Genomic DNA, 15,364 nt, shown 5'->3' with positions numbered 1-15,364 from the left:
TAAGTGTTGTGTTGTGCTGCGTTGTGAACTGCTCGGGTCAATCTGCAACCCGTACGCTCAGGGTGTTGGCCATTCGGTTCCCGACCCCGGCGCTCTGGTTCAACTGGATCACCCCACGGCTGCCGGTGAAGGCCTGATCGCTGGTAGCGACCTGGCGACTGCCGGGGGTTTGACCTGTCGAGCCTGAGCCGTTTGACAGCGCCACGTTCTGCTGGTCGAGGACGCTGTCGTCGATGCTCTGCGCGGTGGCACTGATGCTTACCCGCACGGCATTGACTTGTTGTGTGTTGGCACCGGCCGACTGGTTGATCCCAATCATCCCGTTACCGTTGGTGAAGGCGTCGCCACCGATGCTGGCGCGGGCATTGATCGCGCTGCTGGCAGGGGTGTCGATGCGCTGGCGCACCTGGGTGGTGGCGGTGGCATCGGGGTTGATGGCAATGGCGCGGCTGTTGTTCTGTTGCTGCTGGTCGCCAGCCGCCTGGTTGATGGTCACGTTGCCCTTGTAGCCCTGGCCGCTGGCGTTGATGGTGGCGTTGTCATTGACCGGTTGGGCCGCCAGGGCCGACGCGCTGCAGGCCAGCGCCAGAAACAGCAGTGAGTGGTTCATCTCAACGGCCCCCGGTCAGGATCTGCAGCGGCGCAAGGCCACGCTGCACGTTCTGGTTGACCGAATTGGAGATGCTGTTGGCGCCCCCTGCGCCAGGGCCGGAGCCGCCACGCAGGCCCGGCAGGCTGGTGGGCACCGCCCCCATGCCGCGGATGTTGCCGGACGCGTCGGGCATCAACACCCGGTTTACACTTGCACCGCTGGCCACACCGGCAAAGTCGCCATCGCTGAGCTCGTTGGTCTGGCTCAGGATGCGTGGCGACTGATTGGCATTGACGGTCATGGGGCGGGGGTCGGGGGTGCCGGTCGGGCGAACGGCCGAACGGGGCTGAACCTGGCGCTGGATGATGATGGTGCCGTCGCCGGCGGCCAGTATCGGCAGGCTCAGGGTGCTGGCGCCCAGCGCACAGCCCATGACGAAAAGACTCAGCAGCTTGTTGGTGTGATTCCCCACGGCAGCGATTCCTTCTTCGGTGCGCTGGCCCTATCAGCGTTGCGAGAAGGAGAGCAGAAGCTGTGCCGCTTTTGCTTTGTGCCAGCGAATCAAGGGCATAGCGCACGGGGCAGGGGCTGGTCGGAAAACCTGTATCACCGGTGATACAACCGCTGGTCCTTTTTACAGGCCTTGCAGCAGCGCAGATGCCCGGCATGCTCCGAGGGTGGGTGTATCACCGGCTTAACACGTCACCGCGTGTTGGTCGCAAGTGCTCTGGATCGGCGGTTGAGGTGGCCAGGTGTGTAACGCCGGGTTAACACTCGGTGGCGCAGGCCGGGGGCTTTCCTTCCAGCAGCGCCTGTACGGCCGCCAGTACCGTCGATTGGCGGTATGCCCAGTCGCCCTCGATGACCTGCATGGGTTGGCCATGCCGTTGCAGCCATTGGCGGCTGGCCTCGAAGAACGCCTGGCGCTCCTCCAGCCGTGGCTGACAGCGCTGGCCGTCGCCGACCCAGGGCACGCCTGCGGGGCTGAGCAACAGGTGCAGGTCGTAGCGCCGTGCCAGCAGCGCCTGTTCCAGCCACGCCGGGCAGTCGTTGAACAGTACGCGGCTCCACAGCATGTTGCTCAGCAGGTGCGTATCGAGTATCAGCAGCTCGGGCTGGCGCCCGCGGGCCGCATCCTCCCACACCAGCTGCCCGCGGGCGATGGGGTCGATGTCGGCGTAGCAGGTGTCGCGTCGCTGCTCGTCGATGAAGTGGCGTACGTACTCGCCCACCAGTTCGCCACCGAAATGCGCCTGGATTTCGCCGCCCAGCCAGCTCTTGCCACTGGATTCCGGGCCCGCCAGTACCAGGACCTTCATGGGCTGGCCAATGCCGGGTCACGTCGCCAGCTACGCCAGCCCTGCAGGGCGATCAGGGTGAACAGCGCATACAGCGCGGCGGTGATGTACATGCCTTTGTAGAGGAACAGGCCGACGAAGATTACGTCCAGCACGATCCACAACGGCCAGCATTGCACGCGCTTTTGCGCCATCCAGAACTGCGCCACCAGGCTGAAGGCGGTGAGGGTGGCGTCCAGCCAGGGCTCTGCAGCATCGGTCCAGGTGGCCATGGCCGCACCGAGGGCCAGGCTGGCCAGCAGGCCCACGCCCAGGCCCGACAGCAGCGGCGCGGTACCCAGGTAGGTCACCTGCCGGATCGGGCGATCCTCGCCGGGGCGTGTCCACTGCCACCACCCATAGAGCTGGAACACGGCAAACGCCAGTTGCAGCAGCATGTTCGAATACAGCTTGAAGTCGAAGAAGATCCAGCTGTAGAGCAGCACCACCAGCAGGCCGATGGGCCAGCACCAGGGGTTCTGGCGGGTCGTGAGCCATACAGCGATGACGCCCAGCACGGCAGCGTACAGTTCCAGGCCGGACATCGGCGTTCCTTGAAGGGGGGCAGGGCGGCGATTGTACCTTGTGGCACGTCAGGTGCCAGCCTTGGGTGAGCACTTCGCCGCCAAGGCCGGCTCCTGCTGAGGCAATGTCGAGCCTTGCAGAAGCCGGCCGCCGGCGAGGTGCAGGCTGCGGTCAGACCCGGAACTGCCTCAGCAACTGCCCCAGCTGTTCGCTCAACTGGTTCAATGCGGCCCCGGCACTGCTCGACTGGTGCGCCGCCACGGCCGTCTGACGCGACAGCTCGGCCGTCTGGGTGACGTTGTGGTTGATCTCTTCCACCACATGCGACTGCTGCAGCGTGGCACTGGCAATCGAGGCATTCAGCGCGCTGAGGTTGTGCAGTGCCTGGCTGATGGCATCCAGGCTGGCACCGGCCTCGCTGGCCTGTTCGACCGTCTCGCGCGAGGCCAGGCTGCTGGCATCGATCGCCTTGACCGCAGCCTCGGACTGGCCCTGAAGGTGCTCGATCATCTGCTGGATCTCGGCCGTCGACTGCTGGGTGCGTTGCGCCAGCAGGCGCACTTCGTCGGCCACCACGGCGAACCCGCGACCCTGTTCACCCGCCCGCGCGGCCTCGATGGCGGCGTTGAGTGCCAGCAGGTTGGTCTGCTCGGCAATCGAACGGATCACCTCCAGCACGCTGCCGATACGCGTGCTCTGGCCCGCCAGGGCCTGGATCACCTGCACCGCCTGGTCGATGGTGCCCGACAGCTCGTCGATTTTCAGCAGGCTGCCATGAATGCTTTGCCGGCCCTGTTCGGCCCGCTGCTGGGCGTCCTGCATCTCGCTGGAGGCGTGCTCGGCGTTCCTGGCCACGTCCTGCACCGCATAACTGACCTCGTTGATTGCGGTGGCCACCTGTTCCATCTGCTGCGACTGCTGTTCGCTGCGCTGGTGCGCCTGGCCGGCGTTGCTGCCTACGTCCCCGGCCGAATGGCCCAGGGCCTGGGCAGCGCCCTGCAACTGGGTCACCACCTGCTGCAACTTGGCGGTGAAGGTGTTGAAGTGCAGGCCCAGCTGGGTGACTTCATCCTGCCCATGGGTGTCGAGGCGACGGGTCAGGTCGCTTTCGCCGCTGGCGATGTTGCCCATGGCATCCACGGCTTCCTGCAAGGGGCGGGTGATACTGCGGGCGATCAGCATGACCACCAGTGCCATTATCAGCGCGATGACCACCCCCAGCAGCGATGCGTCGCGAAGCTGGCGCACGAACTCGGCGTGCATGTCGTCGATGTACACGCCAGAGCCGATCACCCAGCCCCAGGGTTTGAACAGCTGGATGTACGAGGTTTTTTCCACCGGCTCGCTGGCACCGGGCTTGGGCCAGCGGTAGTCGATGCTGCCGGCGCCCTGGGCCTTGGCCAACGCGACCATTTCGTTGAACAGCGCATAGCCGTCCGGGTCGCGAATGCCGGAGAGGTCCTGGCCTTCGAGCTTGAGGTTCATGGGGTGCATGATCATCTTCGGGCCCAGGTCGTTGATCCAGAAGTAGTCGTCCTGGTCATAACGCAACCCGCGCACCGCACTCAGCGCCTGTTGCTGGGCGGCCTCGCGGGTAAGGGTACCGCTGGCTTCCAGCCCCTGGTAATAGGCCAGTACGCCGGCTGCGGTTTCGACCACGTGCCGGGTCTTTTCGGCCTTTGCCTGGTACAGGTCACCGTGGATCTGACGCAGCATCAGCAGCCCCAGGGTCACCAGCATCAGCACCGCCACCACCAGGATGAGCCACAGCCGACGGCTGATCGACATACTGCGTAAAGTCTTCATGAAGGTCACCCTATGTTCTTGTTATTGTCCGCATCCAACCACGCTTTACCGAAACAACCTACTCGACCAAGGGCTAAGTGATTGATTAGTAGAGCGCTGTCGCGTCGAGCGGCAGCGTTTGCACGAGCGCTCTGTTAGGATTTCGGCCTTCACGGGGCAGTTCTGAAGGCCGGGGTAGCATTTCCTTCGGTTTTGCGACGGAGTGTCGCCGTAATATGCCCGGTTTCGGGCAATCAAATAACGAATGATGAGACCTGCCAGCGGCAATGTCTTACGGGGGAATGATGGATTTTTGGACCGCCATGCAGGCTGTGATTCTCGGCATCGTCGAGGGTCTGACGGAATTTTTGCCCATTTCGAGTACCGGTCACCAGATCGTGGTCGCCGACCTGATCGACTTTGGCGGCGAACGCGCGATGGCGTTCAACATCATCATCCAGCTGGGCGCGATCCTGGCGGTGGTGTGGGAATTTCGCCGCAAGATCCTGGACGTGGTGGTGGGCCTGCCCCGCCAGGCCCGGGCCCAGCGCTTTACCCTCAACCTGCTGATCGCCTTCATGCCCGCCGTGGTGCTGGGCGTGCTGTTCGCCGACCTGATCCATGAGTACCTGTTCAACCCGATCACGGTGGCGGTGGCCCTGGTGGTGGGCGGGGTGATCATGCTGTGGGCCGAGCGCCGCCAGCACGTGGTGCGTGCCGAGGAGGTCGATGACATGCGCTGGACCGATGCGCTGAAGATCGGCTGCGCGCAGTGCCTGGCAATGATTCCGGGGACTTCGCGGTCGGGCTCGACGATCATCGGCGGGCTGTTGTTCGGCCTGTCGCGCAAGGCCGCCACCGAGTTCTCGTTCTTTCTGGCGATGCCGACCATGGTCGGGGCGGCGGTGTTCTCGGGCTACAAGTACCGTGACCTGTTCCAGCCGGATGACTTCCCGGTGTTCGCCATCGGCTTTGTGGTGTCGTTCATCTTCGCGATGATTGCGGTGCGCGGCTTGCTCAAGTTCATCGCCAGCCACAGCTACGCGGTGTTTGCCTGGTACCGTATCGCATTTGGCCTGGTGATCCTGGCGACCTGGCAGTTCGGCTGGGTCGACTGGGCCGTGGCGCACGGCTGAGATGGCCCGCATCGAAACGCGCCCGCCCATGCGCCACCTGCGCCTCAAGTTGCTGGCATTCGTGGCCCTGTGCCTGCTGCCGGTGCTGGGCGCACTGAAGCTGGGTGTGGGCACAGGCAACTGGTTGTGGCTGGCGGCCTATGGGCTGGCGAGCCTTGGCTGTTTCGGGCTGTATGGCTACGACAAGCGTCAGGCGCGCGGCCAGGGGCAGCGTACCCCCGAGAAGGTGCTGCATGCCTGCGAACTGGCCGGTGGCTGGCCAGGGGCGCTGCTGGCGCAGCAGGTGTTCCGGCACAAGACACGCAAGTTGTCGTATCAGCTGGTGTTCTGGGTGATCGTGCTGGGGCATCAGGTGTTCTGGGCCGACTACCTGTTTCTTGCCGGGCGATTGTTCGGGTTCTAGAGCGCTTTCGCCGGCAAGGTCGGCGCCTTCAGGGGCCGGCCTTGCCGGCGAAAGCCATCGGCCTCAGAGCAGCAACCCGACCTGTACGCGCTTGGGCAATCGCCGCACCACCAGTTGGTGCGAGCGGCGCAGCAACTCTTCCAGTTCCCCACGCCCCATCGCATAAGGCTGCGCCACACTGATCCAGTGTGCCCGCGCCAGGTACGGCGCCGGTCGCACCCCGGGGCGGTCCACGTAGCCCAGGAACAGCTCGGTGTCGACCTTGAACGACAAGCCTGCACCCGCCAGGTCCATCACCGCGAACATCTTGTTGCCGGCCACCGAGAACACGCGCACGCCACCCCATTTGTAGTCTTCCTGCACACCGGGCAGGCCCAGGCAGAATGCCGCCACCTGTGCCTCGGTCATTTTTCGCTCAGACATAACGCTCTCCGCATTCCTCGAACGAGGCTACCAGGTGATCGATCCACGCCCTGACCGCCGGCAGCACGCCGCGCCGGTGCGGGTACACCGCCTGCAGGTAACCGCCCGGCAGTGACCAGCCCGGCAGCAGGCGTACCAGTTCGCCGCGCTGCAGTTCGGCCTCGCAGTGCATGATAGGCAGCGTGGTGAAGCCCAGGCCCGCCAGGGTGGCGGCCTTGCGCACCACGAAGTCGTCGATGGCCAGGCGCGCTTCCAGGGTCAGGTCCTGCTTGTGGCCCTGCTCGTCGAGCAGGCGCAGGTGCACCAGGCGGTCGGCCTCGACCGCGCCCAGTACCGGCACCCTGGCCAGGTCGGCAGGGGAGCTGACAGGGTGCCGGGCGGCAAACTCAGGTGCGGCCACCAGCAGCATCTGCGCCTGGCGCAGGCGGCGGGTGACCAGTGCCGGGTCTTCGTCGCCCAGGTCGCGCACACGCAGGGCCACGTCGATGCCCTCGGTGATCAGGTCGACCCGGCGGTTGAGCAGCACCATGTCCAGCTGTACCTGCGGGTACTGTTGCAAAAATGCGCTGATCACGCCGGGCAGGAACTCATGGGCCAGGCCCACCGGGCACGACACCCGCAAGCGCCCGCGCGGTTCGCTGGTCATGCTGGCCACCGCCTCGTCGGCCATCTCGGCCTCCAGCAGCATGGCCTGGCAATGGCGCAGGTAGCGCTCGCCCACGGCGGTGAGCTTGAGTTGCCGGGTGGTGCGCTGCAGCAGACGCGTGCCCAGGCGCTCCTCCAGTTCGGCAATGCGCCGCGACAGCCTGGATTTGGGCACACCGAGCAGACGCCCGGCTGCCGCGAAGCCGCCGGCCTCCACCACGCGGGCGAAATAGAACAGATCGTTGAGGTCTTGCATGCCGGTCATGGGCATTGTCCTGCCAGTGGGACGAAGAAGTGCGAATTTGCGATCTTATCAGCTATTGGCTATCCCGGTAGCATCCTCCCCATCGTGATCGCCAGCCGATCCTCATTCAGGAGAGCCCCATGAAACTGTTGCACATCGATTCCAGCATCCTCGGCGACAACTCCGCTTCTCGCCAGCTCAGCCAGCGCGTGGTCGCCGCCTGGCAAGCGGCAGAACCTTCGGCGCAGGTGGTCTACCGGGACCTGGCCGCCGATGCCATCAGCCATTTCTCGGCCGCGACCCTGGTTGCCGCCGGCACGCCTGACGAACTGCGCGATGCGGCGCAGCAACATGAAGCCAGGCTCAGCAGTGAAACCCTCCAGGAGTTTCTGGCGGCCGATGCGGTGGTGATCGCGGCGCCCATGTACAACTTCACCGTGCCGACCCAGCTCAAGGCCTGGATCGACCGCATTGCCGTCGCCGGCCAGACCTTCCGCTACACCGAAGCCGGGCCTGAAGGCCTGTGCGGCAACAAGAAGGTGATCGTGGTGTCGACCTCCGGCGGCCTGCACGTCGGCCAGCCGACCGGTGTGGCCCACGAGGAATTCCTCAAGGTGTTCCTGGGCTTTATCGGCATCACCGACGTCGAGTTCGTTCGCGCCCATGGCCTGGCCTACGGCGACGAGCACCGCAGCAATGCCATGCAGGCCGCCCAGGCGCAGATCGACAGCGAGCTGTTCGCGGCTGCCTGAGCCCCTGTCGAAAAGCCGACTTGCGGTCACCCCGCAAGTCGGCTTTTTCATGCACCTTTCATCCAGCCCGGCCTGGCCCGCTCTATGCTTGCCAGTACCGGTCACAGGTGCGGGCCGGGCAGGGTGAGCAACGATGCGGTGGGTTCGAACATTTTTGATGCTGGTGCTGTGGAGCTGCTGCCTGCTGGTGCAGGCCGAGCCCGCGCAGCACTGGAGTGTCGGCCTGCATCGCATGGCTGTGACCGACCCGGTGGACGGCCAGCCGATGCAGGCCCTGGCGTTCTACCCATCCAGCGACATCGCCCGGTGGCATCAGGTCGACGGCTATCGGGTCCACGTGGCCGAAGAAGGCGCGGTGGTAATGGGCCGCTTCCCGTTGCTGATGCTGTCCCATGGCAATACCGGCACGCCACTGGCGCTGCATGACCTGGCCAGCGCCCTGGCACGCCGGGGCTTCGTGGTGGTGGCGGTGGTGCACCCGGGAGACAACGCCCGCGATCACAGCCGGCTTGGCACCCTGAGCAACCTCTATGGCCGGCCCCTGCAGATCAGTGCCGCCTTGACCGCGACCCTTGCCGATCCGTTGCTTGCACCTTACGTCAGCGACAGGCAGGTGGGCATGATCGGTTACTCGGCCGGTGGCGAGACGGCGTTGATCCTGTCCGGTGCCCGACCAGACCTGCAACGCCTGCGCCGCTACTGCCAGCAGAACCCGCTGGACGCCGATGCCTGCAAGGCCCACGGGGTGCTGGTGGCAGACCGTGACGACCTGTTGCCCCACGCCGACCCCAGGGTGCGTTCATTGCTGCTGATGGCGCCGTTGAGCCTGATGTTCGGACGCCACGCGCTGGCCGATGTGAAGGTGCCCGCGCTGATCTACAGCGGCGACCGCGACCAGTTGCTGGCCATCGACAAGAATGCCCAGGCACTGGCGCACAAACTGCCGATCACCCCCAACTACCGCCTGCTGGCGGGTGCCGGGCACTTCGTGTTCATGGCCCCGTGCGACGCATCCCAACTGCAGCATATGGCCACGCTGTGCACCGATGCCGAAGGGGTGGACCGCGCCGGCATACACCTGTCGTTACAGGCCGAAGCCACGCGCTTCTTCACCCGCACCCTGGGGGGCGCCGAGCGTGTCGGCCTGAGTGCGGTCGATCACTGAGCCGTGGCGCGGCGCAACAGCACCAGGGTCAGGCCCACGCCGGCCAGTGACAGCAGCGCGGCCACACAGAAGATCGAGGCGTAGCCCAGGTGCGCAGCGATGGCGCCCATCACCGGGCCGGCAATCGCCAGGGCCAGGTCGAAGAACACCGCGTAGGCCCCCAGCCCGGCGCCGCGGCTGGAACTGGGCACCTGCTTGATCGCCTCGACCCCCAGTGCCGGGTACACCAGTGACAGGCCGAAGCCGCTCAGCCCCGCGCCGACCAACGCCAGCAGCGGTGACGGCGCCAGCCACAACAATGCCAGCCCCAGGGCCTCGACGCCCATGCAGGCAATTGCCACGCGGTAGCCGCCCCACTGGTTGACCGCGTTCACGAACAGCAGCCGCGACAGGATGAAGCACACGCCGAAGGCGCTCAGGCACAGGGCGGCGCCGCTCCAGCCGCGTTCTATATAGAAGAGCGTGACGAAGGTGGTCAGCGTGCCATAGCCGATGGAGGCCAGGGTAAGGCCCACACCGCACGGTGCCACCCGCGCGAAGGCGGCCCAGAACGGCAGGCGCACGCCACGCACCACCGGTACCGAGGGCTTGTTGCGTATCACCAGTAGCGCCGCTGCCGCCAGCGCGGTCAGGCTCAGGCCCAGGGTGGCGAAGTTCAGTTCGCTGGCCACGATCACCCCCAGCGGTGCACCGATGGCGATGGCGCCATAGGAGGCGATACCGTTCCAGGAAATCACCCGGGCGGTGTGTTCGGCGCCCACCTGGCCGATGCCCCAGCTCAGGGTGCCCACGCCAATCAGGCCCTGCGCGATGCCCAGGGCCACCCGTGCAGCCAGCAGCACCGCCAGGCTCATCACTGGCAGGTGCACGGCCAGTGCCGATGCCCAGGTCAGCACGCCGCTCAGCGCGATGCCCAGCAGCCCGTAGATGATCGCGCGCTTGGTCCCCAGGCTGTCGGCCAGGCGTCCGGCCATGGGGCGGCTGAGCAGGGTGGACAGGTATTGCAGGCCGATGGTGATGCCGGCGATGACCGCGCTGAACCCCAGGGTGTCATGCACATGGCTGGGCAGCACCGCGATCGGCAGGCCGATGCAGAGGAAGGCGATGAAGGTGTAGAAGACGATCGACAGTATCTGTCGGGTAACCGACTCGTTACTGAGTGCAGCAGAAGGGGGCGGGGCAGACATGGGGCTCGTTCGCAGGCAAGCGGTTGGAGGCGACCATGATGGCGGGAGCGGGCAGGAAAAGAAAGCAGGCTAACGAACAAGCTGTGGCCAGCAAGGCTGGCCCCTACCCGGGTCGCGAAAACCACGCACCCTGCAGGAGCCGGCCTTGCCGGCGAAGCTTGTGTACGACGCTTAGATCAACACACCCTGGCTGCGCAGGTAGTCGTCATAGGTACCGCTGAAGTCGATCACGCCGCTGGGGCTCAGCTCGATGATGCGGGTTGCCAGCGAGGACACGAACTCGCGGTCGTGGCTGACGAACAGCAGCGTGCCCGGGTAGTTTTCCAGCGCCAGGTTGAGCGCCTCGATCGATTCCATGTCCAGGTGGTTGGTCGGTTCGTCCATCACCAGTACGTTGGGCTTTTGCAGAATCAGCTTGCCGAACAGCATGCGGCCTTGCTCGCCACCGGAGATCACCTTCACCGACTTGAGGATCTCGTCGTTGGAGAACAGCATGCGCCCCAGGGTGCCGCGGATGATCTGCTCGCCCTGCGTCCACTGGCCCATCCAGTCGAACAGGCTCAGGTCCTCTTCGAAATCGTGGGCGTGGTCCTGGGCGTAGTAGCCCACTTCGGCGCTTTCGGTCCATTTCACCTCGCCGGCATCCGGGGTCAGCTCGCCGACCAGGGTGCGCAGCAGGGTGGTCTTGCCGATACCGTTGGGGCCGATGATCGCCACGCGCTCGCCGGCTTCGACGGTGAAGCTGAAGTTCTTGAACAGGGTCTTGCCGTCGAAGCCCTTGGACATCTTCTCGATGGTCACGGCCTGGCGGTGCAGTTTCTTGGTCTGCTCGAAGCGGATGAACGGGCTGACGCGGCTCGATGGCTTGACCTCGGCCAGCTGGATCTTGTCGATCTGCTTGGCGCGCGAGGTGGCCTGCTTGGCCTTGGAGGCGTTGGCCGAGAAGCGGCTGACGAAGGTCTGCAGCTCGGCGATCTGGGCCTTCTTCTTGGCGTTGTCCGACAGCAGTTGCTCGCGCGACTGGGTGGCGGCGGTCATGTACTCGTCGTAGTTGCCCGGGAACAGACGCAGCTCGCCGTAGTCCAGGTCAGCCATGTGGGTGCACACGCTGTTGAGGAAGTGACGGTCGTGGGAAATGATGATCATGGTGCTGTTACGCGCCGTGAGGATGCTTTCCAGCCAGCGGATGGTGTTGATGTCCAGGTGGTTGGTCGGCTCGTCGAGCAGCAGCACTTCAGGGTCGGAGAACAGTGCCTGGGCCAGCAGCACACGCAGTTTCCAGCCTGGGGCGACTTCGGTCATGGGGCCGAAATGCTGTTCGAGGGGAATACCCAGGCCCAGCAGCAGTTCACCGGCGCGGGATTCGGCGGTGTAGCCGTCCATCTCGGCGAATTCGGTTTCCAGCTCGGCGACGGCCATGCCGTCGTCTTCGGTCATTTCCGGCAGCGAGTAGATACGATCGCGCTCGGCCTTGACCCGCCACAGTTCCTCGTGGCCCATGATCACCGTATCGATCACGGTGAATTCTTCGTAGGCGAACTGGTCCTGGCGCAGCTTGCCCAGGCGCACGTTCGGCTCGAGCATCACCTGGCCGGCCGACGGCTCCAGGTCGCCGCCGAGGATTTTCATGAAGGTCGACTTGCCACAGCCGTTGGCGCCGATCAGGCCGTAGCGGTTGCCATTGTTGAACTTGACCGAGACGTTCTCGAACAAGGGCTTGGCGCCAAACTGCATGGTGATGTTAGCGGTGGAGATCAAAGGGCTTACCTATCAATAGCTTACGTCGCTGGCAATGCAGCTGATACCGATTTGATACCAATTTGCAGCTTTTCCAGCTCGCTCCAGTCGGAGCTTGAGTTAATCCAACGCGCATAAGTTGACAGCAGCATCTGAACGCTGTGGCCAAGCTGTTGGGAGATGAATGCGGGGTTGAGGCCGGACATTAAGCATATTGTCGCATAGGTGTGACGGCAGTTGTATGGCGGCCGGTAACGAATTCCTAGGTCCTTCAGCACCGGCCGCCACTGGTGATGCAAGTCCGAGGTCTGCTGAACGAACTCTGCGTTCTTCGACGGCGGGAACACGAACGGTGTTTCGATGACCCGTCCCTTTCCATTCCTGCGGCGCTCGGCGTAGTTCTTTGCGAACTCGAGCGCGCGCAAGGCCCTCTCGTTGAGCAGTACAAACCGGTCTTTGCCGGTCTTAGTGCGCTCTACCACCTCCCCCAATGCGACTGTGCGTCGCACGTGGGCTACCTTCTTATCCATATCAACCGCATCCCACCGCATCGCCAGGCCTTCGGACAGGCGCACCCCGGTGAAAAACACGAACTCAAAAAAAGCCGCATAAATTTGGCTGGGCCAGTGAGCGTGCTGGTACAGCTTCTCAACTATCTGGTTTGCCTCGTCCAGGGTGAAGGGGTCGATTTCCTTTCGTGATCGTTTCGGCAGCTCGACTGCGGCAGCGGGGTTCTTCGTTATCAGCCCCTCCTTGAGCGCCGCGCTGAGGATTGTCGAAAGCCTGATCAGCGCGTTTCGCTTCACACCTGGCGAGTGCCATTCGGTGCTGGTGATGATGCGTCGAATGGTTGTCGTCGAAATCAGGTCCACCTGGGTGAGGGCCAGCGTAGGCATCCAATAGAGGTTGAGCGCGCTTTTGTAGTTCTGGCGGGTGCCGGGTGTGATTTCGCGGCTATCGAGCCAGAGCTGGGCGTACTCCCCGAACGAGGGTTTGCTACCGGCGACGGTCTGCGAACCCGGAAACAGCTCTGCGTACTTGTCCTGGTCAAGCAGCCCAAGCCTGTTGAAGCTGACTACCTGATCGCGAAGCTGGGATGCAGCCTGGATGCCTTTTTGTGTCGGGGGATAGGGGAGCGTTTCACATCGACGGATACCGCCCCATGTGAAACGAATCCGGAGGGAATTGCGGAAGATTTCGACCCCGCGGGGCAAATCCATTGGCTTTCGAGCCATTCGTCGTACCTTCTTTTGCTGTACATGATGCGGCCGTGGATCTTCATCCACACGCCTTCGGGGAAAACCGAGCGCAGGCGCCGGCCTTCGAGGGATCGCTTCGTGCAGCCAAGTAGTTCGGCCATGCGCTGCTCGGTGACTTTGTCGAAGTCGCCGCTCTCGGCCTCTTTGTTCATGGCAATAGATCTCCATGCCCGCGCATGTCGGCAGGCTTCAGGTTTAATGTGGGGGGGAGGGAGAAAAGGGGGATGCTTAGCTGTCTATGGCGTATTGCTATCATTTCTTTATGTTTGGGCTATTCGCGCTATGAGGAAATCAAGAAATGCCTAATGGTGACAAGAGGTACCATGCCTATCAGCTCCTTAGAGAGCTCGACAGACTGACATCTTCAATGATGAATCAAGTCGCATATGGCCGAGTTGGCGGATCTCTTTGGGAGGAGGCCTTGTTGTTGCAACGAAAGGCGTTCAACGAGTGGATGGCGTATGCAGATACTCTGAGCGTCGTTGACATCCAAGAAACCCAGCTGGATGCTATTAAGGTTCGCGGGGTAGAAAGCCAAGAGTGATGTGATCCATCACCGTTATGCCGTATTTCAACCGCTTAATGTCCGTTTTTGATGCATCCACATTGCCACAAGCCCAGCGGTTCGATGGCGTTCTCGGTTACGCTGGCGCCGGTGGCCAGCAGCAGGAGGCAGAGGGCGAGGCGGGTCATGGCTGCACCTTGTGGCGAACCCACACGCAGATTGGGCCATCGTCGTTGTCATGGATGGAAAAGATGAACCAGCCGTCACCCGCCGGTTGCGTAGGGTTCCAGCTGGTGCAATCTGCCGTTCCGTCGTGGTACCAGGCTGCCTGCAGGGTTTCGGGGGCGTCGTACTCGAACTCAACCTGCTTTACGTCCAGGCCGCGATCATAGAACCAGGCATAGGGAATCAACTCCTCTTCCGTGGATGGCCACGCAGGGTGAGTCCAGAAACCGTGCTCATCACGCTCTATGGCTACTGGCTGAATCAGCTGCTTTTCTTCAGGCATGACTTCGTCCTTCTGACATATAACGGTTACACAAAAGTTGTACATATTTATTGATTGTATCGAATCTGTATAGATTTTTAGGCCGATTATCTAGTTGGTACTAAAAAGAGGGAACAGGGAGTGACTTAAGTCGTCCACGTTATTACGCTGCTATTTCCAATTTCGAGCAGGAGGCTTTTATGAGGCAAAGAGGACAGCAATTTTGGGCGTGGGCAGACCCTCAATTGCACACGCGGACACATGACGAGACACTCGATGATGGTAAGTCCATCGATGTGCAGGTGAGGCTGTCCCGTACAGGGGCCACTCAAATGTTTATCGGTGTATATTTCGCTTGCGGAAGAGCCATCGCCGAAGAGGCTTACGATTCGCGCCCGCAAGAATCAATGACACGGGCCTTGGCATGGGGCGTATGTCGAGCTCGACGCATCGCCATTGAGTCCGATTCGGCACCTCAAGCAGTTGCTAAGCAGGCCTGAGTCTCAAGGGACGCGAACCCACCAACTCTGGGCGTAAGCAACGCCTTCGATGATCTCGATTCCTGTGAACGTCGCGCCCAGAGTGGACATACCAGTCATGACTGCTTCATACAAGGGCGGCAGATCAGGCTCGCCCGGGTGAACTTTGAGGATCGACGCCGAGTTCGAAGCCCGACCCAGCGGCGCGAACTCATCCAGGCGTAAATGCACGTCACCGCGGATCGGGTTGAATGCGCGGATCTCTTTCTGGCTACGCGGCACGCCGCGCACGCGCATTGGAACGATGAGGAAGTGCATAGATAGTACTGTTCAAATAAACAGTATTTTGTGCCCGCTTCGCGCGGTCGTCGATGGCGCTTCGTCGGGTGGAGTACAAATGTGCTCTAGACGCCCGACCGCCTCTCGAAGGCGAGCCAGATGTAGTGCCGACCCTTGGCGGTGACCTTGATCTTGTCCGTCTGACGGTTCCAGCTGATCAGGCGCAGCTCCTGGAGGATGCAGGTCAGAGTGTGCCCCTGGTGCCAGGCGGCCAGCGCCTTGATGCAGCCTTGGGCCAGCAGTCCACGGTAATCGGTATGGCCGAAGTTGGTGCCTTGGAACGCGCTCTGCATCTGTTCGTCGCTCACCAGGTCGGTGACGGCGTTCACGTTCGGGTCACGGCGGTAGCAGATGTGCGTCATTG

At 63.1% G+C, this 15,364-nt stretch carries 18 protein-coding genes; 5 read left to right on the top strand and 13 right to left on the bottom strand.

The genetic code is table 11. The features are described 5' to 3' along the window. Positions 1-37: 37 nt before the first annotated feature. From LOY33_RS13320 to LOY33_RS13300, 5 genes are all read right to left on the bottom strand, one after another. Positions 38-610: an adhesin gene (locus tag LOY33_RS13320; protein ID WP_253087159.1), complete on the bottom strand. Its 573-nt coding sequence runs from the start codon at positions 608-610 to the stop codon at positions 38-40. A gap of 1 nt (position 611) precedes the next feature. Then, positions 612-1,064: a hypothetical protein gene (locus tag LOY33_RS13315; RefSeq protein WP_373870424.1), complete on the bottom strand. Its 453-nt coding sequence runs from the start codon at positions 1,062-1,064 to the stop codon at positions 612-614. Positions 1,065-1,359: 295 nt separating this feature from the next. Beyond that, on the bottom strand, positions 1,360-1,911 hold the full coding sequence (locus LOY33_RS13310; RefSeq protein ID WP_253087160.1) for an AAA family ATPase: 552 nt from the start codon (positions 1,909-1,911) through the stop codon (positions 1,360-1,362). Then, positions 1,908-2,474, bottom strand: coding sequence for a nicotinamide riboside transporter PnuC (gene pnuC, locus LOY33_RS13305; protein ID WP_100632791.1), 567 nt, complete (start codon positions 2,472-2,474; stop codon positions 1,908-1,910). The genes LOY33_RS13310 and pnuC overlap by 4 nt, the downstream gene beginning before the upstream one ends. Positions 2,475-2,625: 151 nt before the next feature. After that, complete coding sequence (locus LOY33_RS13300) at positions 2,626-4,260, bottom strand: methyl-accepting chemotaxis protein (protein ID WP_043861500.1); 1,635 nt, start codon at positions 4,258-4,260, stop codon at positions 2,626-2,628. A 284-nt stretch (positions 4,261-4,544) separates the two neighbouring features. Here LOY33_RS13300 and LOY33_RS13295 point away from each other — a divergent pair, with 284 nt between their 5' ends. Together LOY33_RS13295 and LOY33_RS13290 are read left to right on the top strand one after the other, a co-directional pair. Next, positions 4,545-5,375, top strand: a complete 831-nt coding sequence (locus tag LOY33_RS13295; protein WP_054914658.1) for an undecaprenyl-diphosphate phosphatase — start codon at positions 4,545-4,547, stop codon at positions 5,373-5,375. Between the two features lies 1 nt (position 5,376). Continuing rightward, positions 5,377-5,778 carry a DUF1294 domain-containing protein gene (locus LOY33_RS13290; RefSeq protein WP_054914559.1) on the top strand — a complete coding sequence of 134 codons (402 nt, stop codon included), beginning with the start codon at positions 5,377-5,379 and terminating at the stop codon, positions 5,776-5,778. Positions 5,779-5,841: 63 nt separating this feature from the next. Here the strand turns inward: LOY33_RS13290 and LOY33_RS13285 are convergent, their stop codons facing one another. Together LOY33_RS13285 and LOY33_RS13280 are read right to left on the bottom strand one after the other, a co-directional pair. Further along, positions 5,842-6,201 (bottom strand): MmcQ/YjbR family DNA-binding protein, encoded by a 360-nt coding sequence (locus tag LOY33_RS13285; protein WP_043861467.1) that lies wholly within the window; start codon positions 6,199-6,201, stop codon positions 5,842-5,844. Then, entirely contained in the window at positions 6,194-7,102 is a 909-nt protein-coding gene (locus LOY33_RS13280) for a LysR substrate-binding domain-containing protein (protein WP_043861502.1), read from the bottom strand. Before LOY33_RS13280 ends, LOY33_RS13285 begins: the two co-directional genes overlap by 8 nt. Positions 7,103-7,230: 128 nt before the next feature. Here LOY33_RS13280 and LOY33_RS13275 point away from each other — a divergent pair, with 128 nt between their 5' ends. Both LOY33_RS13275 and LOY33_RS13270 read left to right on the top strand, forming a co-directional pair. Further along, positions 7,231-7,842 (top strand): FMN-dependent NADH-azoreductase, encoded by a 612-nt coding sequence (locus LOY33_RS13275; RefSeq protein ID WP_054914558.1) that lies wholly within the window; start codon positions 7,231-7,233, stop codon positions 7,840-7,842. A 133-nt stretch (positions 7,843-7,975) separates the two neighbouring features. Continuing rightward, entirely contained in the window at positions 7,976-9,007 is a 1,032-nt protein-coding gene (locus tag LOY33_RS13270) for an alpha/beta hydrolase family protein (protein WP_371920432.1), read from the top strand. Here LOY33_RS13270 and LOY33_RS13265 read toward each other — a convergent pair. The 4 genes from LOY33_RS13265 to LOY33_RS13250 all read right to left on the bottom strand — a co-directional run bounded on the left by LOY33_RS13265 (position 9,001) and on the right by LOY33_RS13250 (position 14,203). Beyond that, positions 9,001-10,194 carry an MFS transporter gene (locus LOY33_RS13265; protein WP_054914556.1) on the bottom strand — a complete coding sequence of 398 codons (1,194 nt, stop codon included), beginning with the start codon at positions 10,192-10,194 and terminating at the stop codon, positions 9,001-9,003. The genes LOY33_RS13270 and LOY33_RS13265 overlap by 7 nt on opposite strands. 171 nt (positions 10,195-10,365) lie before the next feature. Next, complete coding sequence (locus LOY33_RS13260; protein ID WP_043861471.1) at positions 10,366-11,952, bottom strand: ABC-F family ATPase; 1,587 nt, start codon at positions 11,950-11,952, stop codon at positions 10,366-10,368. 20 nt (positions 11,953-11,972) lie between these two features. Beyond that, the gene (locus LOY33_RS13255; protein ID WP_229589111.1) at positions 11,973-13,166 is read right to left on the bottom strand and encodes a tyrosine-type recombinase/integrase; all 1,194 of its coding nucleotides are present in this window, start codon (positions 13,164-13,166) and stop codon (positions 11,973-11,975) included. Positions 13,167-13,879: 713 nt separating this feature from the next. Continuing rightward, complete coding sequence (locus LOY33_RS13250) at positions 13,880-14,203, bottom strand: hypothetical protein (protein WP_258658606.1); 324 nt, start codon at positions 14,201-14,203, stop codon at positions 13,880-13,882. Positions 14,204-14,382: 179 nt separating this feature from the next. On the opposite strand from LOY33_RS13250, the gene LOY33_RS13245 reads away from it, so the two are divergent. Then, complete coding sequence (locus LOY33_RS13245; protein ID WP_229589109.1) at positions 14,383-14,682, top strand: hypothetical protein; 300 nt, start codon at positions 14,383-14,385, stop codon at positions 14,680-14,682. 3 nt (positions 14,683-14,685) lie between these two features. Here the strand turns inward: LOY33_RS13245 and LOY33_RS13240 are convergent, their stop codons facing one another. Then, positions 14,686-14,979, bottom strand: a complete 294-nt coding sequence (locus tag LOY33_RS13240) for a hypothetical protein (RefSeq protein WP_258658602.1) — start codon at positions 14,977-14,979, stop codon at positions 14,686-14,688. A gap of 86 nt (positions 14,980-15,065) precedes the next feature. After that, the gene (locus LOY33_RS13235) at positions 15,066-15,362 is read right to left on the bottom strand and encodes a hypothetical protein (RefSeq protein ID WP_258658600.1); all 297 of its coding nucleotides are present in this window, start codon (positions 15,360-15,362) and stop codon (positions 15,066-15,068) included. Positions 15,363-15,364: the final 2 nt, after the last annotated feature.

It is taken from the genome of Pseudomonas sp. B21-036, assembly GCF_024748925.1.
Classification (GTDB): Bacteria; Pseudomonadota; Gammaproteobacteria; order Pseudomonadales; family Pseudomonadaceae; genus Aquipseudomonas; species Aquipseudomonas palmensis.
Note: the sequence above shows the minus strand (reverse complement) of the source record. Positions and strands in the feature narration are given on the sequence as shown.